The 21,950-nt window shown below is 70.6% G+C and carries 19 protein-coding genes; 10 read left to right on the top strand and 9 right to left on the bottom strand.

All coding sequences use genetic code 11. From position 1 onward, the window contains the following. Positions 1-5 precede the first annotated feature (5 nt). Positions 6-1,460 (bottom strand): APC family permease, encoded by a 1,455-nt coding sequence (locus tag R0146_RS03425; protein WP_317691460.1) that lies wholly within the window; start codon positions 1,458-1,460, stop codon positions 6-8. Between the two features lie 303 nt (positions 1,461-1,763). On the opposite strand from R0146_RS03425, the gene R0146_RS03420 reads away from it, so the two are divergent. After that, on the top strand, positions 1,764-3,416 hold the full coding sequence (locus R0146_RS03420) for an APC family permease (RefSeq protein WP_317691459.1): 1,653 nt from the start codon (positions 1,764-1,766) through the stop codon (positions 3,414-3,416). Then, positions 3,413-3,742 (top strand): helix-turn-helix domain-containing protein, encoded by a 330-nt coding sequence (locus R0146_RS03415; protein WP_317691458.1) that lies wholly within the window; start codon positions 3,413-3,415, stop codon positions 3,740-3,742. The genes R0146_RS03420 and R0146_RS03415 overlap by 4 nt, the downstream gene beginning before the upstream one ends. Positions 3,743-3,816: 74 nt before the next feature. Here the strand turns inward: R0146_RS03415 and R0146_RS03410 are convergent, their stop codons facing one another. The 5 genes from R0146_RS03410 to R0146_RS03390 all read right to left on the bottom strand — a co-directional run bounded on the left by R0146_RS03410 (position 3,817) and on the right by R0146_RS03390 (position 9,882). Then, a complete protein-coding gene (locus tag R0146_RS03410) occupies positions 3,817-5,322 on the bottom strand; it encodes an HNH endonuclease signature motif containing protein (RefSeq protein WP_317691457.1) in 1,506 nt (501 codons plus the stop codon). A 195-nt stretch (positions 5,323-5,517) separates the two neighbouring features. After that, entirely contained in the window at positions 5,518-6,312 is a 795-nt protein-coding gene (locus R0146_RS03405) for an ABC transporter ATP-binding protein (protein ID WP_317691456.1), read from the bottom strand. Further along, positions 6,306-7,424 carry an ABC transporter permease gene (locus tag R0146_RS03400; protein WP_317691455.1) on the bottom strand — a complete coding sequence of 373 codons (1,119 nt, stop codon included), beginning with the start codon at positions 7,422-7,424 and terminating at the stop codon, positions 6,306-6,308. Before R0146_RS03400 ends, R0146_RS03405 begins: the two co-directional genes overlap by 7 nt. 7 nt (positions 7,425-7,431) lie before the next feature. Beyond that, a complete protein-coding gene (locus R0146_RS03395; RefSeq protein ID WP_317691454.1) occupies positions 7,432-8,598 on the bottom strand; it encodes an ABC transporter substrate-binding protein in 1,167 nt (388 codons plus the stop codon). Positions 8,599-9,093: 495 nt separating this feature from the next. After that, positions 9,094-9,882: an alpha/beta fold hydrolase gene (locus R0146_RS03390; RefSeq protein WP_317691453.1), complete on the bottom strand. Its 789-nt coding sequence runs from the start codon at positions 9,880-9,882 to the stop codon at positions 9,094-9,096. Positions 9,883-10,048: 166 nt separating this feature from the next. On the opposite strand from R0146_RS03390, the gene R0146_RS03385 reads away from it, so the two are divergent. Then, a complete protein-coding gene (locus tag R0146_RS03385; protein WP_317691452.1) occupies positions 10,049-10,459 on the top strand; it encodes an SPW repeat protein in 411 nt (136 codons plus the stop codon). 97 nt (positions 10,460-10,556) lie between these two features. Here the strand turns inward: R0146_RS03385 and R0146_RS03380 are convergent, their stop codons facing one another. Continuing rightward, positions 10,557-11,573 carry a LacI family DNA-binding transcriptional regulator gene (locus R0146_RS03380; protein WP_317691451.1) on the bottom strand — a complete coding sequence of 339 codons (1,017 nt, stop codon included), beginning with the start codon at positions 11,571-11,573 and terminating at the stop codon, positions 10,557-10,559. Positions 11,574-11,910: 337 nt separating this feature from the next. On the opposite strand from R0146_RS03380, the gene R0146_RS03375 reads away from it, so the two are divergent. The 7 genes from R0146_RS03375 (at position 11,911) to R0146_RS03345 (ending at position 19,759) form a co-directional block, all read left to right on the top strand. Continuing rightward, positions 11,911-13,242, top strand: coding sequence for an MFS transporter (locus R0146_RS03375; RefSeq protein WP_317691450.1), 1,332 nt, complete (start codon positions 11,911-11,913; stop codon positions 13,240-13,242). After that, entirely contained in the window at positions 13,239-13,658 is a 420-nt protein-coding gene (locus R0146_RS03370; RefSeq protein ID WP_317691449.1) for an L-rhamnose mutarotase, read from the top strand. Before R0146_RS03375 ends, R0146_RS03370 begins: the two co-directional genes overlap by 4 nt. A 109-nt stretch (positions 13,659-13,767) precedes the next feature. Next, the gene (gene rhaI, locus R0146_RS03365; protein ID WP_317691448.1) at positions 13,768-14,952 is read left to right on the top strand and encodes an L-rhamnose isomerase; all 1,185 of its coding nucleotides are present in this window, start codon (positions 13,768-13,770) and stop codon (positions 14,950-14,952) included. Positions 14,953-15,006: 54 nt separating this feature from the next. After that, a complete protein-coding gene (locus tag R0146_RS03360; RefSeq protein WP_317691447.1) occupies positions 15,007-16,530 on the top strand; it encodes a rhamnulokinase in 1,524 nt (507 codons plus the stop codon). An 82-nt stretch (positions 16,531-16,612) separates the two neighbouring features. Next, a complete protein-coding gene (locus R0146_RS03355) occupies positions 16,613-17,428 on the top strand; it encodes a class II aldolase/adducin family protein (RefSeq protein ID WP_317691446.1) in 816 nt (271 codons plus the stop codon). A 224-nt stretch (positions 17,429-17,652) separates the two neighbouring features. Next, positions 17,653-18,858 carry a Gfo/Idh/MocA family protein gene (locus R0146_RS03350; RefSeq protein ID WP_317691445.1) on the top strand — a complete coding sequence of 402 codons (1,206 nt, stop codon included), beginning with the start codon at positions 17,653-17,655 and terminating at the stop codon, positions 18,856-18,858. A gap of 31 nt (positions 18,859-18,889) precedes the next feature. Continuing rightward, positions 18,890-19,759 carry a sugar phosphate isomerase/epimerase family protein gene (locus R0146_RS03345; protein WP_317691444.1) on the top strand — a complete coding sequence of 290 codons (870 nt, stop codon included), beginning with the start codon at positions 18,890-18,892 and terminating at the stop codon, positions 19,757-19,759. Positions 19,760-19,870: 111 nt separating this feature from the next. Here the strand turns inward: R0146_RS03345 and R0146_RS03340 are convergent, their stop codons facing one another. Beyond that, positions 19,871-20,701, bottom strand: coding sequence for a DUF6807 family protein (locus R0146_RS03340; protein WP_317691443.1), 831 nt, complete (start codon positions 20,699-20,701; stop codon positions 19,871-19,873). Next, positions 20,698-21,783, bottom strand: coding sequence for a Gfo/Idh/MocA family protein (locus R0146_RS03335; RefSeq protein ID WP_317691442.1), 1,086 nt, complete (start codon positions 21,781-21,783; stop codon positions 20,698-20,700). The genes R0146_RS03340 and R0146_RS03335 overlap by 4 nt, the downstream gene beginning before the upstream one ends. Between the last annotated feature and the right edge of the window lie 167 nt (positions 21,784-21,950).

Genomic DNA, 21,950 nt, shown 5'->3' with positions numbered 1-21,950 from the left:
GGGCGTCAGGCGGAGATGTGGTCGGTGAGGTCGGCGTACAGCTCGGGGCGGCGGGCCCGCAGGTGGACGGCCTGGGCGTAGCCGCCGGCCAGCGCCAGCGGGACGGTCGCGATCAGGCCGACGGTGAGTGCGGGGCCGCCGCCGACGAGGACCGGGAAGTAGGCGACGATCAGCGCTGTCATCACGACCAGGCCGACCAGCCCGAGGGCCGGCAGGACCCGGGTCTCCCAGACCGAGCCGACGACGTCGCGGTGGCGGGCGAAGAAGACCATCACCGCCAGCGAGGTGAGCGCCATCAGGACGACCACCCCGAGGGTGGCGACCCCGGACAGCCAGGTGAAGACGGCGAGCACCGGGTCGAGTCCGGCCACCGCGAGGGCGACGACGAGGACGGCGGTGGTGACGGTCTGGGTCAGCGAGGACGCCGACGGCGAGCCGTGCACCGGGTGGACCGCCTTCAGGGCGCTCGGCAGCGTGCCGGCGTGTGCCATCGAGTGCTGATAGCGGGCGATGACGTTGTGGAAGGACAGCACGCAGGCGAACAGCGAGGTGAGCAGCAGGACGTTGACGATGGCCCCGCCGATCGGGCCGAGGTAGGCGGCGGTGACGTTGATCACCATCGCGCCGGGGTCCTGCGCGGCGACCTCGAGCACCTTGCTCGGGCCCTCGGCCATCACCAACACCCAGGCGCCGAAGGTGTAGAAGACGCCGATCAGGATGACCGCGGCGTACGTCGCGCGGGGGATGGTCCGTTCCGGCTGGCGCGCCTCGTCACGGTAGATGGCGGTCGACTCGAAGCCGATGAAGCCGGCGGCCGCGAACATCAGGCCCACGCCGGGGGCCCCGGAGAGGACATTGGCGGGAGCGAACGGTGCCAGGGACAGTCCCTCGGCTCCGCCGGTCGCGATGACCGCCACGCCCAGGGCGAGGACGATCAGGATCTCCCCGATCAGCAGCAGACCGAGCACCTTGGAGCTCAGCTCGATGTGGCGGTAGCCGAGGTAACCGACCAGACCGATCACCGCCAAGGTGTAGAGCCACCAGGGCAGCGGTGGTCCGCCCAGGGCAGTGACGGTCATGTTGAGGCTGAATCCCACATAGGCGTACACGGCGACCTGGACGGCCGTGTACGTGAGCAGGGCGAGGTAGGCCGCGCCCAGGCCCCAGCGGCGGTTGAGCCCGTAACCGACGTACGTGAAGAACGCGCCGGGCTTGGGCACCAGTCGGCTCATCGTGCTGAGGCCGACGGAAAAGGGGAGCAGGACCAGGGCAACAGCGGCGAACATCGCCGGGTAGCCGGGGCCGTTGCCGAGGAGGATGCCGAGCGGGGCGCCGCCGGCGATGACGGTGAGCGGTGCGGCGGCGGCGACGACCATGAACACGATCGGGCCGGGCCCGAGGGTTCCTGTCAGGCGATGTTCGGCGGTGGTGGTCGCCGTGTCCGGTGCGAGTGAGGTCATGGCGACGATCGTCGGCGGGACATGTTTCAGCCGGTCCCCGCGCGGTGAATCCTGCACGGCGTCCAAATGAGACCCGCCCGACCGCGTGGATCGGGCGACTGATTCATCCGGATGTAACGCCGGGGTTACCTGCGGAATCGGGGATGCCTGCGGCACCGGGGACGCCCGCGGAATCGGGCATGGCGGCGGCGCCCGAGGACGCCTACGGAATCCGGGGACGCCTGGGGACGCCTGGGGACGCCCGCGGAATCCGGGGACGCCACGTAACACCGGAGACACACGCGGTTCGTACGCTCGGCGGGCATGAGGACCCTGCACGACGAGATCGCGTCCCCGACGCCGGCGCCGCAGTTCGGGACGTCGTCGCCGCTGGCCGGTCTGCGGCGCCGCTCGCTGCGCCCGGTGGATGCTCTGGCCGGGTCGATCGCGGCCGCGGCGCCCACCGCCGCAGGGCTCACCCTGCCGCCGCTGCTGCTGCAGCACACCGGTGTCCGAGCCTGGATCGCGGTGCTGCTCGCCGCGGGGCTGGCCCTGTCGATGGCGTTGCTGGTCGGGGTGTTCGCCCGCCGGCTGACCGGGTCGGGAGCGCTCTACACGTTCGTGGCGCAGTCGGTCGACACCGTCCGTGCCTCCGGACGGGCGATGGCGCTGGCCACCGCCGCGTTCCTGACCGTCGCGTACGGGCTGGTCGCGGTGACCGCCCTGGCCGGCACCGGCCTCTACCTCGCCCGGCTCCCCGGGTCGTTCGGGCTGATGGTCCCCTCGCTGGTGCCGGTCGGCGCGGCCGTCGTGGCGGGCCTGGCCTGCCTGGGGTTGTTGGTCCGCCGGATCTCGCTCTCCTCCCGGGTGATGCTGGCGCTGGAGGCGGGTGCCCTGGTGGTGTTGCTGGTGCCGGTGCTCGGCGTCCTGCTGGGGGACTGGGGCCACGCCGCGGTGTCCGGTGCCGCGGCGACCGGCGGTGCTGCGACCGGCGCTGCGGGCTTCGGTGACCCGGCGGTGTCCGGTGTGCCGGTTCCCGCGGCGTCCGGCGCGGGTGTGGCCGGCGCGGACGTGGCCGGGGCCGGCACCGTGGTCGGCAGCATCTTCCCGCACCTGGGCGGGCTCGCCGCCGGGGTGATGATCACGATGGCGGCGTTCATCGGCTTCGACCATGCCGCCTTCGTGGGGGCCGAGACCCGCCGACCGCTGCGAACGATCCCGCGGGTGTTGTCGACCAGCGTCGTGGTCGTCGCCGTGGTCCAGCTGCTGACGGTGACGGCGGCGATCCGGGCCGGGTCGTCGGCCGTGTTCCAGGCCACCGGGATGTGGTGGACGCCGGTGCTGTCGTTGGCCGGAGTCCTCGGGTTCGCCGCCTGTGCGCTGGCGTCGATGACCGCGCTGTCGCGGCTCTTCCTGGTGCTGGCGAAGGACGGGATCCTGCCGGCCGGGGTCGGCCGGACCACCGACCAGGGCAGCCCGGTCACTGCCGTGCTGGTGACGGCGCTGCCGATCATCGGCGTCACCGCAGGTGCCGTCGCGGTCGCCGGCCCCTGGGTGGTGGTGTCCACCGCGACATCAGCGGCGGCCTCGGCGTACGTATTGGCCTATCTGCTCACCGCGGTTGCCGTGCCGTTGTTCTTGCGGCGGATCGGCGAGCTCACCCTCATGCCGATGGTCGGCGCCGTCGGGGCGGCCGTCGGGCTGGCCGCGGTGTGGCTGGGATTCGTCGCCGGTCCCGGGCAAGAAACGGATCGTTGGGGCGCCTGGATCGGTGTCATCCTGCCGGTCGTGCTGGTGCTCGCCGGGTGGGAAGTCGTCCGGCGCCGGCCACCGGGCAGATGGGGTCGCTACGATGTGCCGACCACCCGGGACGTGCTCGGCGGTGACGGCGCGCGTGATGTCCACGGGGTGAGCGATGTTCCCGGCGTACGTGGCGTACGCGACGTACGCTCCGGGGCGGACGGTCCCGACGCATGAGCCGCGACCCGGACGACGGGGTGGGTCTGCGGGCCCGCCAGCCCCAGGCCGTCCGCAACGCGTTCGCGGTGCTGGAGGAGGTCGCCCGGTGTGGGGCGGGAGTCACCGGGACCCAGGTGGCGCGCAACCTCAGGATGCCGAAGGCGACCGCCTACCGGCTGCTCAACATGCTGGTGGAGGACGAGTACCTGGTCCGGGTGCCCGATCTGAGCGGGTTCGCGTTGGGGCGGAAGGTGGTCTGGTTGGTCGCCCGGGCCGAGGACGTCGACGGGGAGCGTCCGGAGCAGTCCGGGGCGGACGCCGAGGCAGCGGCCGAACGACGCTGAACCCCTCGGTGATCGAGGACGAGGCCGGACGGTCCGACGACGGTCTCAGGACGCGCAGCGAGCCCCAAGGGGACTCAGGCGGCAGCAGGCAACTGGATGTCGAAGAGTCGTTGGACGCACTCGACGAGCCGGAACCCTTCACCTGCACCGACCGGGAACACGCGGTCCGGATGGGCGGCGGACGCCTCGGTCGCCCGCCGTACGATCTCCTCGATCTGGTCGGGGGCCGGCGGCGTGCCGGGGCCGGTCGGGTGGATCGCGGTGCCGTCCGGGAGGACGAAACGCCAGTCGCCGGGGCGGCCGGTGAGCCGTACGCCCCCTTCATGGACGTACGTGTGGTGGGCCTGGCACAGCAGAATGAGGTTGTCGAGGTCGGTCGCGCCACCGTCCACCCAGGACACGATGTGGTGGGCTTTGAGGCGGCGGTGTTGCCCGCAGCCGGGGAACCGGCAGGATCCGTCGCGCACCCGCAGTGCGCGGCGTTGGGCCGGGCTGGCGAGGCGTCGGGTGCGACCCATGGCCAACACGTCGCCGTTGCGGTCGATGAGCATGCCGACCAGCGGCGCGTCACAGGCGTGTCGTGCCGCGGTGGCTGCCTCGATCGGACCGCCCCGTTCGATCCATGCTCGGCCGCCGTACGGTCGGCCGGGGCGCTGCCCGGTGTCCGGAGCGGCGACTGTCGACGTTCCCGCGGGAACGTCCTGGCCGACACCGTCGGTGAGGTCGGTGTCGTTGGCACCGTCGGTGGCGTCGGCGGCCGAAGCGGCCAGGCATTCGGCATCGACGTGGACCACGACGAGGTGGGGGTCGTCGGTGGAGCTGCCTGGCATGGTGGCGAGGTAGCTGCGGGCGACGTCACACAGTCCGGCGACCGGGTCGGCGGCCGGAGGGGACGGTTCTGTGTCAGGGTCGGCGAGGCCGGGATCAATGGAGCCGGGCTCAGTAGAGCCGGGCGCGGTGGGGCCGAGGTCAGTGGCGCCGGGGTCGGAGGGGGCTGGGGCGTCGAGCAGGCGATCGGTGGCGGCGTCGACCGCTCCGCGCAGCACGGCCGCCTCTTCCGGTGGCAGCGTGACGCTGAGGCGGACCATGCCGTCATTGGTCTCGCGCCAGGTCAACCGCCGCCGCGACTGCTGGGCCAGGTGGGCGCCGGCGTGGGCGCGATACTCGCGGACCGTACGGGCGAGTTGGGAAGCGGTCTGCAGGCAGGCGAGTTCGCACAGTTCGGTCTCGTCGACCTGACCGGCGAGCCGGGTCAGTTCCCGCACCTTGGAGTAGCTGAGCACACCCTCGCCGAATCGTTCCGCCACGGTCGGCATGGCGCGCAGGGCACGGGCCACGCGAAGGTGCTCCCGGGCGGTGCCGGCGCTCATCGAACAGGCCCACATCAACCAGTGCGTGCACGACGTGATGCCCTCGTACCAGCCCCAGCCCGCGCCGGCATCGAACTCACCGACCAGAGCCACCAGTTGGGCGTCGCATCGGGCCTGGGCTGTGGCGGCACCCTGGATGCCGACCCCGACGTCTTCCGCGCGCGCCCGAGGCATCCGATCGACATCGACGGCTTCTGACCAGTCCCACATGGCTCCCCCCTGATGTGGACGTACGTGGTGATGTGGACGTACGTGGTGATGTAGACGTTCGTGGTGATGCGATCGCACGCTGCGATGCGTACGTACGTTCGACACCTCAGTCTGGCGACCACCTCTGACACTCCGCGGGGACAGCTGGATCCGTGGCCGCTTGGTCGAGACAGGGCCAGGCAAGCCGCATGCCTGTCAGGTCAACAGGTCGAGGATCTGCCGCCGCAGTGTCCGGAAGCCCGGATCGTCCTGGGTGCGAGGCCGGGCGAGGTCCACCGCGATGTCGGCGACCACCCGGGCGGGACGCGGCGAGAACACCACCACCCGGTCGGAGAGCAGCAGGGCCTCCTCGACGTCGTGGGTGACCAGGAGCCCGGTGAACCCCTGGTGCTGCCACAACCGGGCCAGTTCGGTCTGCAGGGCGGCGCGGGTGAGGGCGTCGAGCTTGCCGAGCGGCTCGTCCAGCAGCAGGATCTCCGGCTCGGTGACCAGCGCCCGGGCCAGCGCTGCCCGCTGGGCCATTCCGCCGGACAGTTCGGCGGGGAGCGTGTCGCGGAAGTCGTCCAACCCGACCATCGTGATCATTGCGTCGATCCGGGCGCGCCACGTCGGGTCGTCCTTGCCGCCCTGGATCGTCGGCCCGAGGGCGACGTTGCGGGCGACGGTGAGCCAGGGCAACAGCGTGGGGTCCTGGAAGACGAGGCCGCGCGAGGGGTCGGGCCCGGTGACCGGGCGGCCGTCGACGTAGACGGTCCCGGTGACCGGCCGGTCGAGGCCGGCGACCAGCCGCAGCAGGGTCGACTTGCCCGACCCGGAGGGACCGACCAGGCTGACGAACTGGCCGGGCGCGACCGAGAGATCGACGTGGTCGAGCACCGGCAGCGGCTCGCCGTGGGCGAGGAACGCCTGGCTGACGTCGAGCAGGTCGATTGCCCCGGCGACCCTGTGCGTCCCCGGGGCCGCCGGCGGGGAAGCGGGGGTGGTCACCATCGGGTCAGGTCCTTCTGCCAGGCCAGCACGCGGTTGCGTACGGCGAGTTGGAGGGTGAGCAGGCTGCCGCAGAGCAGCACCATGACGAGGATCGCTGCGTACATGGCCGGGTAGGCGCTCCAGCCCTTCTGCCAGTTGATGTACCAGCCGAGGCCGGAGTTGACGCCGAGGGTCTCGGCGATGGTGAGGGTGACGAAGGCGGTCGGCAGCGCCATGAAGATGCCGGTGAAGATGTTCGGCAGCGCGGCGGGAAGGGAGACCCTGAGCACCAGGAAGCGCGCCCCGGCGCCGAGGGTCTGGCAGACGTCGAAGTAGCTCTTGGGCACTGATCGGATGCCGGCGCTGGTCAGCACCGTCATCGGGAACCAGACGGTGAGCGAGACCAGGAAGACCGCCGCCCAGAAGGTGGTGGGGAAGGCGATGAAGACGATCGGGATCCAGGCCAGGGCCGGCACCGGTCCGATGTACTTCACGATCGGGGCGAGCCAGTAGCCGGCCCGCCGGGACCAGCCCATCCACAGGCCGGTCAGCAGGCCGGAGACCCCGCCGATCGCCAGACCGAGCACCAGCAGCACCGCCGAGTGGGCGATCGACTGGCCGAGCAGCACCCGATCCGACCACGCCTCGGTGAGGAGTTGCCCCGGCGGCGGGACGTACGGCGGGCGCAGGACGCCGGACTTGGCGGTCAGCCCGTCCCAGACGGCGATCACCACCGCCAACGCGACCCACCACGCCGCCCAGGCACCCAACCATCGGGAGGCGCGCAGGCCCCGGCGGGTCTGCGCACGGGTGCTGGCCGCCCACACCACCACCAACGCCGCCGTGACGATGCCGGCCACGACGGCCAGCGGTGACTGCCCCTTGACCAGGAACGTCCGAGTGTCGGGGATCAGCACGATGCCGGCCGAGGTGAGCAGCCATGCCCCGACCGCCACGGCGACGAGCCGGTGGTCGGCGGTGCGTGGGCGGTGCCGTCGGGTCAGTGCGGCCCGGATGGCGGGGTCTCGGGACAGTGCGAGGTCCCGCTCGGCGGTGCTCGGCGGTGTGGGGCGTCCGTGGGGGTGTTCGGCCTGTGGGGCGTCGCGGCGGACGGTGGTGGTGGGTGTGGTCATGGTGTCCTCACCAGGTGATGCCGAGGGTGGTGAAGGCCTGGTCGGCGAGCTTCTGCGGATCGGCCGTCGCGTCGAGGAAGCCGGTCTTCTTGAACTTCTCGATGCCCGGCAGCAAGGCCGCCTTGAGATGTGTCACCGACGGCTCCCAGACGTACGTCTTCAGCAGCGCCTCGATGGTCGCGGGGTCGCCGGCCACGTATTTCTTGTCCACCTCGAGGGCTGCGACCTCCGCCTCGTGGCCGGCCACGTAGCGCGACCCGCGGGCCCAGGCTTCGATCAGCTTGCGGGCCAGCGGCGTCTCCTTGGCCACGAGGTCGCCGTTGAGCGCGGTGCAGCAGCAGTAGGCCTGCGCGTTCATGCCGGTCATGTTGCTCGCCAGTTCGGTGCCGTACCCGTCCAGCACCGGCAGGTAGGCGATCGGGTCGGAGGTCGCGATGGCGTCGACCTGACCCCGCTTGAGGGCGTCGGCGAGCACGGAGGAGTCGAGCACCTTCCAGTTCACCTGCTTGGCCTCGGGCAGCGGGTTGATGCCGGCGTCCAGCAGGTCCATCGAGAAGAACATGGTGGCGCTCGAGGCGAGGCTCGGGATGCCGATGGTCCTGCCCTTGAGCTGGGCCGGATCGGTGATGCCCGCCGAGGTGGGCACGATCAGCCGCAGGCAGCCGCTGTGCAGGCCGGCGACGAACTTGACGTTCTGGCCCTGTTCGATGGGCTTCAACCAGGAGTAGAAGATGCCCGAGGAAGCGTCGTACTGGCCGGAGCCGACGGCCGCCTTGATGTCCTCGTCCCCGACCGTACGATGCAGGGTGACGTCGAGGCCCGCCTCGGCGAAGAAGCCCTTCTCCTTCGCGACGATGGCGGGGGCGTCGCAGACGTCGCCGCCGAAGATGATGCTCAGTGGCCGATTCGCCGCCGTGGTGGCGCCCCGGGCGGTGCGGCCGATCGCCGCCCCGACACCGCCGCCGATGATGAGCCCACCGAGGGCGCCGGCGGCGATCCCGGTGACGAAGCTGCGCCGGCTCACCGTTCGCGGGGCACGGTGTTCCGCCGGGGCTGAGGTGTCGAGGACGGCGCCGGACGGCAGAACGGTCGGGCCATCGCCGGCCGGGCCGGGGGTGCCCGGCGCGGGTCCGGAAATGCTGGGGGAGTCGGGTGCGCTGTCTGGATCTGACATCGGGGAAATTCCTTCTCGCGGGGTCGACGAACGAGGTCGCCGTCGACCAATGGGAATCGAATGGGCGTGAGGAGAATCAGGCGTGCAAAGGAATGAGGGAACGTCGACGACAGGTCGACGAAAAAGGAGGCTCGACGGGGCGACCTTCCGTCACACGTCGGATCGACGTCGGTCGCCGTGGTCGTGGACACGCGACCCGTACGACGACATCGACGGGCAGCGGAATCAGATCAACAGCTGAGGATCATCCGGTCGTCGAACAGGGGACCGGCCACATTCGCCACCGCGGAAGGCGGTGTGACGCTCGGTGGGCACGGACGACCTGGTCGGTCATGACGGGGCATTCCTCTCACGATTTCCGGAACCGGTCAGTGGTTCATCGGACGCGGTGTCATGTCGGAGGGTGGGGTCTCTCTACGACACGGAACGTTATACATCCCATAAGGGCGACGCAAATCGAGTCGCGGGTCCCTCGGCGGACGGGTCGCCGACCGATCAGGGCATCGGGTGCTCGGCGAGGAATGTCGTGACCAGCTCGGCCACCTCCGCGGCGCGGCGTACGGTCATCGAATGGTCGGCGTCGCGGAGCACCACGGTGCGGGCGTGCGGCAGCCACCGGGCGAGGACGGCGTGGACCTCGGCGAACCATGGGCCGCTCGCGGTGCCGCCCAGGGACAGCAGCGGGCAGCGGATCCTGCCGGCCTGTTCGGCGTCGAACCGCCAGGACAGCAGCGCTGGAAGGTCATGGCCGAAGAACAGGTCGGCCTCCCGGTCGATCGCCGCGACCGAGCCGGGGGCGAGCTGTTCGAGGTCCGTACGCCAGGTCGGCCCGTCCAGCCTGGACTCGAAACGCTCCATCGCCGCCCGGGCGCCGTACTCCGCCCGGTCGCTGAGCAGTGTCCGGCAGGCCTCGCGGAACTCGGCCGCGGAGGGCACGAAGGTCGGCGGCGGTTCGTGGACCACCAGCGTGTGGACCAGGTCGGGACGGCCGACGGCCAGCTGCAGTGCGATGGCGGCGCTGTAGGACGCGCCGACGACATGGGCGCGGACCAGCCCGAGAGATGCCAGCAGTGCCGCGGCGTCGACCACCTCCCCGCCGATGGTGCCCGGCCGGTCCGCCGGACCGCTCGTGCCGGAGCCGCGCCGGCGATATTCGACCACCTGGTAAGGCCCGGTGGCGGCGATCAGCTGTGCCAGCGGAGTCAGTTCGTACGGGTTGACCGCCGTCGGGATGATCAGGACCGGTTCGCCGGCGCCGATGACGGTGACCTCGAGCTCGCCCATGCCCTCAGGGTGCCGGAGGTGGCGTCCTCTGACCAGACCCGCGGTGCTGCGCGGCCGGTGACGTGGAGGGTCGGCGCAAAGCTCCGCCGAGTAGACTGAGATGAACTCTACGAGGGTCGCCGCGGTCCCTCGCGACGCCCCTGTGGGACCACAGGGAGGGTTCATCATGAGTGCACATCCGGCCGTGCACGTCCCCTGGGGGGCGGTGGCGCGGCGTCATTGGGAAGACTGGCTGAGCATCCTCGCCGGTCTGTATCTGGTCCTCTCCCCGCTGTGGCTGCAGACACAGCAGCCGCGGGCGATCTGGTTGGTGCCGTTCGGGGTCGTGCTGATCGTGTTCGGTGCGTGGTCGGAGTTCCGGGAGCGGGCGTCGGCGTTCGCCGAGGGGATGGTGGCGCTGGCGGGCGCCTTCATCATCGCGTCGCCGTGGATCGGCGGCTTCGCCGGTCTCAATGCGCTGGCCATCTCGGCCTGGGCCGTCGGTGCGGTCGCCATCGTGATGGCGATCTTCGAGACGATCAGCCGGCGGCGGCGCGTCGTGGAGGGTGGCCAGCCGATCAGGACGCCACGGCATTGAGGAGTCGCGGCACTGAGGAGTCGCGGCATTGAGAGGCAGGGCGCTGAGGAGTCGCGGCAATGCGTCGTACGCCCCCGACACCGCGACACGGCTGTGCTCACTGCCCCCGCACGGCCGCCGTGCTGGTCCGGATGACCAACTCGGGCTGGAACAGCAGATGGGTGGTCCGATCCTCGCCGCGGAACAGCAGGTCTGCTGCGGTCCAGCCGATCCGGTCCATCGGCTGGCGGACGGTGGTGAGCGGGACGTTCAGTTGGGCCGCGAGCGTGATGTCGTCGTAGCCCACCACGGACATCTGCTCGGGCACGGCGACATCGTGTTGCGCCAGCATCCGGTAGGCGCCGACCGCCATCAGGTCGTTGGCGCAGAAGACGGCGGTGCACGGCTCACCGCCGGACCGCAGCAGCCGGGCCGTCCCGGCGGCGCCGGCGTCGGCGTCGAACCGCGGTAGGTGGACGACCTGCAGGCCGTCCCGGTCGGGGTCGAGGCCGCGCCGGACGTACGCCTCGCGGGCCCCGGTCAGTCGGTCGCGGGCTTGGTGGATCTCCGGCGGCCCGTTGAGAAAGCCGATGCGGCGATGGCCCAGGTCCAGCAGGTGACCGACCGCCGAGGCGGCTCCGTCGACGTCGTCGGAGGCGACCGAGGAGACCAGGTCCGAACCGTGGCGGTCGTCGAACAGGACGACCGGGATCCCGGCGGCGACCAGTTCCTCTGCGGCGGAGATATCGTCGTCGACCGGGGTGAGCAGGACGCCGCGGACGTTCTGCTCCTGGTAGTGCCGCAGCAGTCGGGCCTCGGTGGTCGGGTCGCCGTGCGTGCTCGCCAGCATCATCAGGCATTCCTCGTCGCGGATCCGGCGCTCCATCGCCTCGGCCGCCTCGACGAAGAACGGGTTGGAGATCTCGGTGACGATCACCCCGACGGTGGGGGAGGATCCGCGGCGCAGCTGGCGAGCGGTGGCATTGCGAACGAATCCGAGGTCGTCGATCGCCTGGGTGATGCGGTCGAGCGTGGTGGGCGAGACGCGCTCGGGATGGTTGAGGGCGTGGGAGACCGTCCCCACCGAAACCCCCGCAGTCTCGGCCACGTCCCGGATGTTCGGGCGACGGGTCACGGTGTGCACCTCCGGTCGGAACGGGTGCAGGACCTGGCGATCACCCGTCGGATGGGTTCCCCTGAGCCTACTCGGCAGGGGATCCGAGGGTGTCCGGAGACACATCTCCGGACACCCCTGAGGCGGTCGTACGGCCTTGCGCATTGAATCGATTCATATTACCGTAACGACTGTCTGAAACGATTCAACCGCCTGGACGATTCGATGCGTACGACTCGAGGCGTCCTGGGCCGCGCGGATCGTGTGTGAGTCAATCGAGGACTGCGAATCCTCAGCGGAGCCCGGCGGCCCCGCAGCCTCACACCCCCCGACGACACCACAGAGCAAGGAGGCTCTCATGAGTGTGAAACCCCGACCGATCACGGGGTGGAAAGCCACCGTCGCGGTCTCGATGTCGAACTACATCGACTCGGGTTCCATCATCGCCATCGCCACGTCCCTGGGATTCTGGGGCGCCGCCTACTTCCCCGGCGACAACGGCCGGATCGCCGGTCTGCTGGCGGCCTTCAGTTCCAACGCCTTCGGCGCCGCCATCGGCGCACTGATCGGCGGCCCGCTGTGCGACAAGTACGGCCGGAAGTTCATCTACACCTACGACCTGCTGCTCTACGCGCTGGGCGGCCTGATCGTCACCTTCGCGGCGAACCTGCCCATGCTGTTCGTCGGCTTCGTGATCATCGGCCTCGCCGTGGGCGCCAGCGTCCCCGCCGGCTGGACCTACATCGCCGAGTTCGCCCCCACCTCGCAACGAGGTCGACATGTGTCGATGACCCAGCTGGCCTGGTCGTTCGGCCCGTTCATCGGCTTCGGCCTCGCCGCAGCCCTCGCCCCGCTGGGCCTGCTGGGTTCGCGGATCGTCTTCGCCCACCTGGTCGTCATCGCGCTGGTCACCTGGTACATCCGACAGGGGCTGGAGGAGTCGCAGAAGTGGACCGACGCCAAGGGCGGCGCCACCGCCAAGGCGCCGTCGATGTTCGCCTCGTTCCGCGGCCTGTTCACCCGCAAGGCCAACATCACCGCACTGCTGTTCCTCGCCGCGATATACACCTTCTGGAACCTCGCCGCCAGCCAGAACGGCATCTTCCTGCCGACGATCCTCAACTCGATGGGCTACAGCACGCTGGCCTCCGACCTGTTCTCCATGCTGTCGTGGGGCGTGGTCATCATCGCCACGATCGTCTTCATGGCGCTGGTCGACAAGGTGCCCTACCGGTGGCACTTCTTCCTCGGCGCCGCCCTCGCCGTGGTGTCCTGGGTGGTGCTGGTGTTCGGCTCCCCGACGGCCGCCTTCACGGCGTTCGCGTACGTCATCGTCTGGGGTCTCAGCGCCGGCCCGTCGGCTCAGGCGTTCTACGCCGTCTGGTCGCCCGAACTCTTCGCCACCCCGTACCGCGCCGGCGCCCAGGGCATCGTCTTCTTCACCGTACGGCTCGCCAGTGGCCTGATCTCGCTGATCTTCCCGGTGATCCTCAAGGGCACCAACGGCCTGCTCATCGACGGCCTGATCCTGATCGGCTTCCTGGTCGCCAACCTGCTGATCGGCACCGTCTTCACGCCGCGGACGCAGGGCAAGACCCTGGAGCAGATCGAGCTGGAACGCTACGGCGAGCCGGTCTCGGCGCAGGCCGCCGCGGCAGCGGTCTCGGCCGGATCGGTGGCCGCGAAGTGACCGCCGCCAGCGCCACCGCCGCCAGCGCCAGCACCACCGCCGACGGCACCGCCGCCGAGGCCGCCAGGGTGCGCCACCTGCTCGACACCACCGCGGCCCGGTCGCCGCGTCGCAGCTGCTTCCTGCTGCGCGTCCGTCCGGACAAGCTCGCCGACTACCTCGAGATCCATCAGCGGGTCTGGTCGGAGATGCTCCAGGCCCTGTCGGCCTGCGGCTGGCACGACTACTCGCTGTTCGTCGACCCGGACACCGGTCTGGTGGTCGGCTACTTCGAATCCGACGACGCCGACGCGGCCCGTCGAGCGATGGCCGCCACGGCGGTGAACACCCGCTGGCAGGCCGAGATGGCCCAGTACTTCCAGCAACCCGACGGGGGCACCGACCGGATCCTGTCCCAGTACTTCTTCCTGCCCTGAGCATCTGCCCGAGCTCCGCCGGGGCGTACGTCCCACGCCCCGGTACCCACCCCGACATCCAACGATCGGCGCCCCACGAGGTCGCCCGGTTCCGGAAAGGACCGACACCATGACCACCCCGACCCTGGCCTCCCTCACCCGGGAGGCCCGCTCCCTGCTCGAGACGCAGGACATCGAACTGCCGTCCTGGGCGTTCGGCAACTCGGGCACCCGCTTCCGCGTCTTCGCCACCCCGGGCACCCCGCGGGATCCGTACGAGAAGCTCGCCGACGCCGCGCAGGTGCAGAAGTACACCGGCGCCGCCAGCCGGGTCTCGCTGCACATCCCGTGGGACGAGGTCGACGACTACGCTGACCTGAAGCGGCACGCCGCCGATCTCGGGATGACGCTGGGCGCGATCAACTCCAACGTCTTCCAGGACGAGGACTACAAGTACGGCTCGCTGTGCAGCCCCGACCCCAAGGTCCGCCGCAAGGCCGTCGACGCGCACAAGCACTGCATCGAGATCATGTCCGCCACCGGCTCCCGCGACCTGAAGATCTGGCTCGCCGACGGCACCAACTACCCGGGCCAGGACTCGATCCGCGACCGCCAGGAGCGGCTCGCCGAGGGCCTGCACGAGATCTACGCGGCACTGGCGCCCGACCAGCGGCTGTTGCTGGAGTACAAGTTCTTCGAGCCGGCGTTTTACCACACCGATGTCCCGGACTGGGGCACCAGCCTGCTGCACTGCCTCGACCTCGGTGAGCGGGCACAGGTCGTCCTGGACACCGGCCACCATGCGCCGGGCACCAACATCGAGTTCATCGTCGTCCAGCTGCTCCGCCAGGGCCGGCTGGGGGCGTTCGACTTCAACTCCCGGTTCTACGCCGACGACGACCTCATCGTGGGCGCTGCCGACCCGTTCCAGCTGTTCCGGATCATGAACGAGATCGTCAGCGCCGGGGCGCTGGCTCCCGACTCGGGTGTCGCCTTCGTGCTCGACCAGTGTCACAACCTGGAGGCGAAGATCCCCGGCGAGATCCGCTCCATCCTCAATGTGCAGGAGGCCACCGCCAAGGCCTTGCTGGTCGACCGGGACGCGCTGGCCGAGGCGCAGCGCAGCTGCGACGTGCTGGGGGGCAACGCCGTGCTGCTGGACGCGTACAACACCGACGTACGCCCCCTGCTCGCCGAGCTGCGGGAGTCGAAGGGACTGGATCCCGACCCGATGGGCGCCTTCCTGGCGTCCGGCTACCTGGACACCATCGCCGCCGAACGGGTCGGCGGCCAGCAGGCCGGCTGGGGCGCCTGAGCGGCGCCGCTCGAGGACAGTCGGTCCGGACACCAGACAGCGAGGAGTGACGCGATGACCACAGTGCCCCCGACCACAGCGCCCCCGACCACCGTGGCAGCCGTCGACCTGGGTGCCACCAGCGGTCGCGTCCTGACCGGCCACTACCGGGACGGTCGGCTGGCGATCGAGGAGGCGGCACGTTTCCCCAACGGAGCCGTCCGGGTGCGCACCCGTGCCGGGGGCGCCGATCTCCAGTGGGATGTGCTGGCACTGTGGCAGGGCATCCAGCAGGGCCTGCGGGTCGCCGGCCGGCGCGGGCCGGTCGACGCCGTCGGCATCGACACCTGGGGAGTGGACTACGGGCTGCTGGACCGCACCGGGCATCTGCTGGGCAACCCGACCAGCTACCGCTCCTCGCGGACCGACGGCGTGCCGGAGCGGTTCTTCGAGCGGTTCCCCGCCGACCGGCTCTACGCGGTGAACGGGCTGCAGGTGCAGCCGTTCAACACCATGTTCCAGCTGATCGCGGATCGGACTCAGGCCTCCCTCGGCCTGGCCGATCGGCTGCTCCTGCTGCCCGACCTGCTCGGCTTCTGGCTGACCGGGCGGGAGGTCGCCGAGGTCACCCACGCCTCCACCACCGGGCTGCTGGACGTGGCGGCGCGGACCTGGTCGGCCGGGATCCTCGCCGCCTTGGACGACGGCTGGGGGATCGACGCGACAGCGCTGCTGCCCGACCTGGTCGAGCCCGGCACCCTGCTGGCTCCGGTCGACGTCCCCCAGCTGGCGCTGGCGACGCCGGCCGGGGCGCCGACCCCGCTGGTCGCGGTGGGCAGCCACGACACCGCGTCGGCGGTGGTCGCGGTGCCGGCAGCGGACGACGCGTTCGGCTACATCTCCTGCGGCACGTGGTCGCTGGTCGGCGTGGAACTCGATGCGCCGCTGCGCACCGAGGAGAGCCGGCTGGCCAACTTCACCAACGAACTCGGGGTGGACGGCACCGTACGTTACCTCCGGAACGTGATGGGCCTGTGGGTGATGACCGAGTGCATCAACTACTGGCGCTACCTGGGCCAGACCGACCTCGGCTGGGACACCCTGGTGCCGGAGGCCGCCGGCGCGGAACCGCTGCGCAGCCTGATCGACATGAACGACGCCCGGCTGCTCGCCCCCGGCGAGATGCCGCTGCGGATCGCCGAGATGTGCCGGGAGGCCGGCGAACCGGTGCCACGCAGTCGGGGGGAGCACCTCCGCTGCGTCACCGACTCGCTCGCCCTGGCGTACGCCCGGGCCCTGGATGACGCCACCCGCCTGTCGGGCAAGGAGATCCGTACGGTACACCTGGTGGGTGGCGGCTCGCAGAACGCGCTGCTGTGCCAGCTCACTGCCGATGCCACCGGCCGGCCGGTGGAGGCGGGGCCCGCGGAGGGGACCGGGCTCGGCAACATGCTGATCCAGTTGCGCGCCATCGGCGCCGCCCCGCAGGACCTGACCGCGCTGCGCGCAGTGATCCGGCGCTCGTTCCCGACGGTGCGGTACGAGCCGTGCGCGGCGCATCCCTGGCACACCGCCGACGGCCGCGTCCCGCGCACCTGAACGACCTCCACGACCTCGACCCCCTGTACATCGACCCCCTGTCCATCGACCCCCTGTCCATCGACCCGAAGGAAGTCATCACATGTCCACTCCCACCACCGTCCAGGAACTCTTGGCCTCCATGGGGGCGGCCGGTCGGCGCCTCGACCAGATGGGCGCCTGCGAGGCCGGTGCCGGCAACATCTCCGTCTGCACGGCCGCCCCGGTCGAGCTCGACGAACTCTTCCCGCACACCGAGCCCCTCGAACTGCCCTGGACGGTGCCGACCCTGGCCGGCCGGACCGTGCTGGTGACCGGCTCCGGCAGCCGGCTGCGCGATGTCGCGGACGCCCCGACCGCGACCGTCGCCGCGATCACCGTGCAGCCCGGCGGGACGACCGGCATCCTGCACTACGGCGACGACCGTACGTACGCCCGGCCGACCTCCGAGCTCAACTCCCATCTCGCGGTCCACGCCGACCAGATCGCCGCGCGCGGGGTGGAGTTCCAGGCTCTGGTCCACGCCCAGCCGCCGTACCTGGTCAGCCTGTCCCACGTCGCCGCGTTGCGCTCCACCGCGGCGTTCAACAAGGCGGTCCTGCGCTGGGAGCCGGAGACCATCGTCCAGCTGCCCGCCGGCATCGGCGTGCTGGACTTCATGGTGCCGGGCAGCCAGGAGCTGATGGAGAACAACATCGCAGGCTTGCGCGCCCACCAGATCGTGCTGTGGTCCAAGCACGGGATCATGGTGCGCTCCGACGACTCGCCGCTGGCGGCCGTCGACAAGGTGGAGTACGCCGAGGCCGGCGCGATGTACGAGTACCGCAACCGGTGCATGGGCGGCCTCGCCGAGGGGCTGAGCGATGAGGACCTGCACCGCGTGGTGGTCGCTTTCGACGTACCGACCGAGCTGTTCTGATCTGCGGTCGAGCGCCGTCGGGCCGAGCGCCCGGCGGCGCTTGTCGTTTTCGGTGAGACGGTGGCAGATCGCCGAGTTGCGGGTGGTGAAACGCCGAGTTGGGGGTGGCAGATCGCCGAGCAGCGGGCCGTGCTGGTGCTCGTCTGAGTGCCCCGTTGACCTTTGCGTGTCGCCGCGGTCTGTGTCATAGTGGGGGGAAAGCGCTTACCAATGAAAGGTGAATCATGTCAGTGGCGACAACAATCACCGATCCTGCAGTGGCCGACGCGCCCGCGTCCGGCACCCGCGAGATCGGCATCATCCTGAACGGTGCCTCGGGGCGCATGGGCTACCGGCAGCACCTTGTTCGATCGATCCTGGCGATCCGCGACCAGGGCGGCCTCGAGCGGCCCGATGGGTCCCGGATCACTGTCCGCCCGATCCTGGTCGGGCGCAGCGAGGCCAAGCTCGCCGAGCTGGCGGACCGGCACGGGATCGCGGACTACTCCACCGACCTGGACGCGGTGCTGGCGGATCCGCGCTGGGAGATCTACGCCGACTTCCTGGTCACCAAGGCCCGCGCCGCCGCGATCCGCAAGGCCATCGCCGCCGGCAAGGCGATCTACACCGAGAAGCCCACCGCGGAGAGCCTCCCCGAGGCGCTCGAACTGGCCCGGCTGGCGGCCGCTGCCGGGGTGAAGACCGGCGTGGTGCACGACAAGCTGTACCTGCCCGGCCTGCAGAAGCTGCGTCGGCTGATCGACTCCGGCTTCTTCGGCCGGATCCTCAGCGTGCGTGGAGAGTTCGGCTACTGGGTGTTCGAGGGCGACTGGCAGCAGGCGCAGCGACCGAGCTGGAACTACCGCACCGAGGACGGCGGCGGCATCATCACCGATATGTTCCCGCACTGGAGCTACGTGCTGGAGAACCTGTTCGGCCGCGTCGAGTCCGTCTATGCCCAGGCTGCCGTACACATCCCGCAGCGCTGGGACGAGCAGGGCGAGCCGTACGCGGCCACCGCCGAGGACGCCGCGTACGGCGTGTTCGAGCTGGCCGGGGGTGTGGTGGCCCAGATCAACTCGAGTTGGACCGTGCGGGTCAACCGGGACGAACTGGTCGAGTTCCAGGTCGACGGGACCCACGGCTCGGCCGTCGTCGGCCTGTTCGGCGCGAAGCTCCAGCCGCGGACCGCGACCCCGAAGCCGGTGTGGAACCCCGATCTGGCCGACGAGCACACCTACGCCGGGGACTGGCTCGAGATGCCGAGCAACGACCTGTTCGACAACGGCTTCAAGCAGCAGTGGGAGGAGTACTTGGTCTCGTACGCCGACGGGACGCCCTACCCGTTCGACCTGCTGGCGGGCGCTCGGGGCGTGCAGTTGGCCGAGGCGGCGCTCGAGTCGCACCGGGAGGGCCGCAAGGTCGTCCTGCCCGCGCTCGACCTCGCCTGACGGGCGTACGGACATGGACGTGGATCCGCGGTTGTCGATCAATACCGCCACCCTCAAGCACGCCGACCTGTCCACCGCTCTCGAGGTCACCGCGTCGGCAGGGGTAGCGGCCATCGGCCTGTGGCGGGAGCCGGTGCAGGCGATCGGCCTCGCCCGCGCCGCCCGGCGGCTGGAGGACTCCGGCCTGCGGTTCAGCACCCTGTGCCGTGGTGGCTTCTTCACCCTGCCCGAGGGGGCGGAGCGGCGGGCCGCCCTGGACGACAATCGTCGCGCGATCGAGGAGACCGCGACCCTGGCGGCCGCCGGCGCCCCTGGCTCGACGGCGGTGCTGGTGCTCGTCGCGGGCGGGCTGCCCGCCGGTTCGCGCGATCTGGTCGGCGCCCGTCGCCTGGTCCGTGAGGCCCTCGAGGAGTTGGTTCCGGTGGCCGCCGCGGCGGGGGTGACCCTGGCGATCGAGCCGCTGCATCCGATGTACTGCTCCGATCGCGCGGTGGTCTCCACTCTGGGACAGGCGCTGGACCTCGCCGCCGACTTCGAGCCGTCGGTGGTGGCGGTCACCGTCGACACCTTCCACCTCTGGTGGGATCCCGACGTCCTGGACCAGATCGCCCGGGCAGGGCGGGAGGGCAGGATCGCCAGCTATCAGGTCTGTGACTGGAGGACACCGCTGCCGGCCGACGTCCTGCTCGCCCGGCACTACCCCGGGGAGGGCGTGATCGACTTCGCCGCGTTCACCACCGCGGTGGAGGCCGCCGGGTATGCCGGTGACGTTGAAGTGGAGATCTTCAACGAGGAGGTCTGGGCCGACGATCCGGCCACCGTCGTCCACCGTACGGCGACGACCTTCGGGGAGACGGTCTCGCCCCACTTGGCCCATGGATCCTACCTGGCCCAGCGCTGAGCGGCGGCCGACGGAAGGCGTCCGGTCGGCATGGCTCCCTGATGGGGGCACGGACGCAGCAGAGGGCGTCGGTGGGCGCAGCCACCGACGCCCTCTGCCGTCTCGACCCGTTCAGTCCTCGATCTGCAGCTCCCAGACCCAGGTGACCTGCTGGCCGGCCGACAAGGTCCACTGGGTGTGGAAGAACGGCGCGGCACACAGCATCACCACCGGGTCGGTGCGGACGAACCACGGCGTCGGCTCCACCGGATTGCCCGGCAGGGATCGCATGGTGACTCGGAGGCCGCCCGGTGCGAGTAGCGACATCGCCATGCCTCGTTCCCCCATCGCCGCGTCGGCGTCGATCGGAGATCCGTCCAGTTCGACCCGTGCACCGCGCAGCGCCTCGCTGCCGCGCAGGAAGAACCCGCCGTAGCCGGCGTTCGGCCGGCCGGCGGTGGTCGGGCTGCCGAAGACGATGACGTCGTCGGTGAGATTGCGCCAGGTGCTCGTCACCCGGAGCGCCCAACCGGTCCGGACCGCGACCAGCCGGTGCGCCCGGGTCTCGGCGAGGAACTCCTGGCCGCCCGCCGTGCACCAGGTGAGGTCTTCGGTGGCACCGCCGGCGGACGTCCGCCAGCCGTCGTGACGCTCGCTGCCGTTGTTGTTCAGTTGCCGGTAGCCGTCGCCGGTGACCCAGGTGACGCCGCCCCAGAGGTTCACCTCCTCGTCGAGGGCGTTCACCCGGATGTTGGCGACCGCCAGCGACAGCCCCCAGTGCCAGGAGTGGTCCGGTGGCCGGTGGTCGCTGACCACCGCACCGTGCAGCGTGCGCAGCGGATGCCAGTACGGGCGGGGAGACTCGAAGGCCGGCGTCGGCTCGATCACGCACCGGGCGAGGTGGAGCCCGTTCGCGATGACGGTCACGTCGTCGGCCAGGACGAGGCGGGGCTCGCCGGTCATCGGGCCATGTCCCGCAGCTCGCGCGGCACCACGAACAGCGGCCCGCGCAGCTCCGGCTCGGCGGCCAGCTCGGCTGCGGTCACCTCGGCCCCGTTCCGCCGGGCCGAGGCGTACATCGCCGACACGATCTCCATCGAGCGCCGCGGGCCGGAGGCGATATCGGGAAGGTCGCTCCCGGAGAGCAGTGACGCATAGATCTGGCGGAGGTAGTCGTCGTGGCCGCTGGGGACTTCATCCCGGGGCCAGGCCCAGGCCGGGTCGGGCGCATGGCCGGGCAACGGGGTGATCCGCCAGTTGGCGTGCCCGTGGCCATAGAGATGCTCGAGCTCAACCGTGGCGACGTCGGTGTCGATCCGGATCGCGCTGACCTGTCGGGGGGCCAGGACGGTCCCCAGCACCGAGGCCACCACGCCGTCGTCGAAGAGCAGGGTCCCAGTGACGGTGTCCTCGGTCTCAGTCTCCCGTCCGCGTCGCCACATCCGGGCCGACGCGGACCTCCAGTCGCCGAGCAGGTAGCCGAGCAGGTCGATCTGGTGGATGCTGTGGCCCAGCGTGGTGCCGCCGCCTTCGGTGGCGAAGGTTCCGCGCCAAGGCACGTCGAAATAGGCCTGGTCGCGGTACCAGAGGGTCTGGCAGTTCGCGACCATCGGCCGGCCGAGCCGACCGGATCGCAGCAGTTCGCGGACGTGGGCCGCCGCGGTGCCGGTCCGTTGCTGGAAGACGATGGCGAGCTTCCGGTCCGCTCGTCGGCCGGCGTCGATCATCGCGTCGACCTCCACCAGCGAGAGCGCTGCGGGCTTCTCGGCGATGACGTGTGCGCCGGCCGCGAAACAGGAGATCGCCTGACCGGCGTGGCCGCCCGGGGGTGTGCAGAGGTGCACCACATCGGGCCGCTCGACGCGCAGCATCTCCTCCAGCGACGTGTACCGGCCGGGGATCCCGTGTCGGTCGCAGAACGCACTCGGATCGGCGGTGTCGGCGGCGGACACCAGGGCCACCCCGTCCATCGCAGCCAGCGCGTCCGCGTGCAGGCGGGCAACATCTCCGGCGCCGAGCAGCGCCGCTCGCAATGGTCTCGACATCAGCTTCCGTCTCCTCAGTGAGAAAGCGCTTACCAGTGCAGCGTACACCGGAACCTGTGGAGGTTGCCATAAACGGGCGTGGGCCTTGACAACCGAGGTGATCATCGGGTTATGGTATGGAAAACGCTTTCCCAGTGGGTGGACAAGGACGTCTTCAAGGAAGGTTG

Origin of the sequence: Raineyella sp. LH-20 (genome assembly GCF_033110965.1) — a bacterium.
GTDB lineage: Bacteria > Actinomycetota > Actinomycetes > Propionibacteriales > Propionibacteriaceae > Raineyella.
Note: the sequence above shows the minus strand (reverse complement) of the source record. Positions and strands in the feature narration are given on the sequence as shown.

What these genes read in the sequence shown, in the direction of transcription:
- R0146_RS03425 (WP_317691460.1), bottom strand. Translation starts at nt 1,460, where the DNA reads ATGACCTCACTCGCACCGGACACGGCGACCACCACCGCCGAACATCGC.
- R0146_RS03420 (WP_317691459.1), top strand. Translation starts at nt 1,764, where the DNA reads ATGAGGACCCTGCACGACGAGATCGCGTCCCCGACGCCGGCGCCGCAG.
- R0146_RS03415 (WP_317691458.1), top strand. Translation starts at nt 3,413, where the DNA reads ATGAGCCGCGACCCGGACGACGGGGTGGGTCTGCGGGCCCGCCAGCCC.
- R0146_RS03410 (WP_317691457.1), bottom strand. Translation starts at nt 5,322, where the DNA reads ATGTGGGACTGGTCAGAAGCCGTCGATGTCGATCGGATGCCTCGGGCG.
- R0146_RS03405 (WP_317691456.1), bottom strand. Translation starts at nt 6,312, where the DNA reads ATGGTGACCACCCCCGCTTCCCCGCCGGCGGCCCCGGGGACGCACAGG.
- R0146_RS03400 (WP_317691455.1), bottom strand. Translation starts at nt 7,424, where the DNA reads ATGACCACACCCACCACCACCGTCCGCCGCGACGCCCCACAGGCCGAA.
- R0146_RS03395 (WP_317691454.1), bottom strand. Translation starts at nt 8,598, where the DNA reads ATGTCAGATCCAGACAGCGCACCCGACTCCCCCAGCATTTCCGGACCC.
- R0146_RS03390 (WP_317691453.1), bottom strand. Translation starts at nt 9,882, where the DNA reads ATGGGCGAGCTCGAGGTCACCGTCATCGGCGCCGGCGAACCGGTCCTG.
- R0146_RS03385 (WP_317691452.1), top strand. Translation starts at nt 10,049, where the DNA reads ATGAGTGCACATCCGGCCGTGCACGTCCCCTGGGGGGCGGTGGCGCGG.
- R0146_RS03375 (WP_317691450.1), top strand. Translation starts at nt 11,911, where the DNA reads ATGAGTGTGAAACCCCGACCGATCACGGGGTGGAAAGCCACCGTCGCG.
- rhaI (WP_317691448.1), top strand. Translation starts at nt 13,768, where the DNA reads ATGACCACCCCGACCCTGGCCTCCCTCACCCGGGAGGCCCGCTCCCTG.
- R0146_RS03360 (WP_317691447.1), top strand. Translation starts at nt 15,007, where the DNA reads ATGACCACAGTGCCCCCGACCACAGCGCCCCCGACCACCGTGGCAGCC.
- R0146_RS03355 (WP_317691446.1), top strand. Translation starts at nt 16,613, where the DNA reads ATGTCCACTCCCACCACCGTCCAGGAACTCTTGGCCTCCATGGGGGCG.
- R0146_RS03350 (WP_317691445.1), top strand. Translation starts at nt 17,653, where the DNA reads ATGTCAGTGGCGACAACAATCACCGATCCTGCAGTGGCCGACGCGCCC.
- R0146_RS03340 (WP_317691443.1), bottom strand. Translation starts at nt 20,701, where the DNA reads ATGACCGGCGAGCCCCGCCTCGTCCTGGCCGACGACGTGACCGTCATC.
- R0146_RS03335 (WP_317691442.1), bottom strand. Translation starts at nt 21,783, where the DNA reads ATGTCGAGACCATTGCGAGCGGCGCTGCTCGGCGCCGGAGATGTTGCC.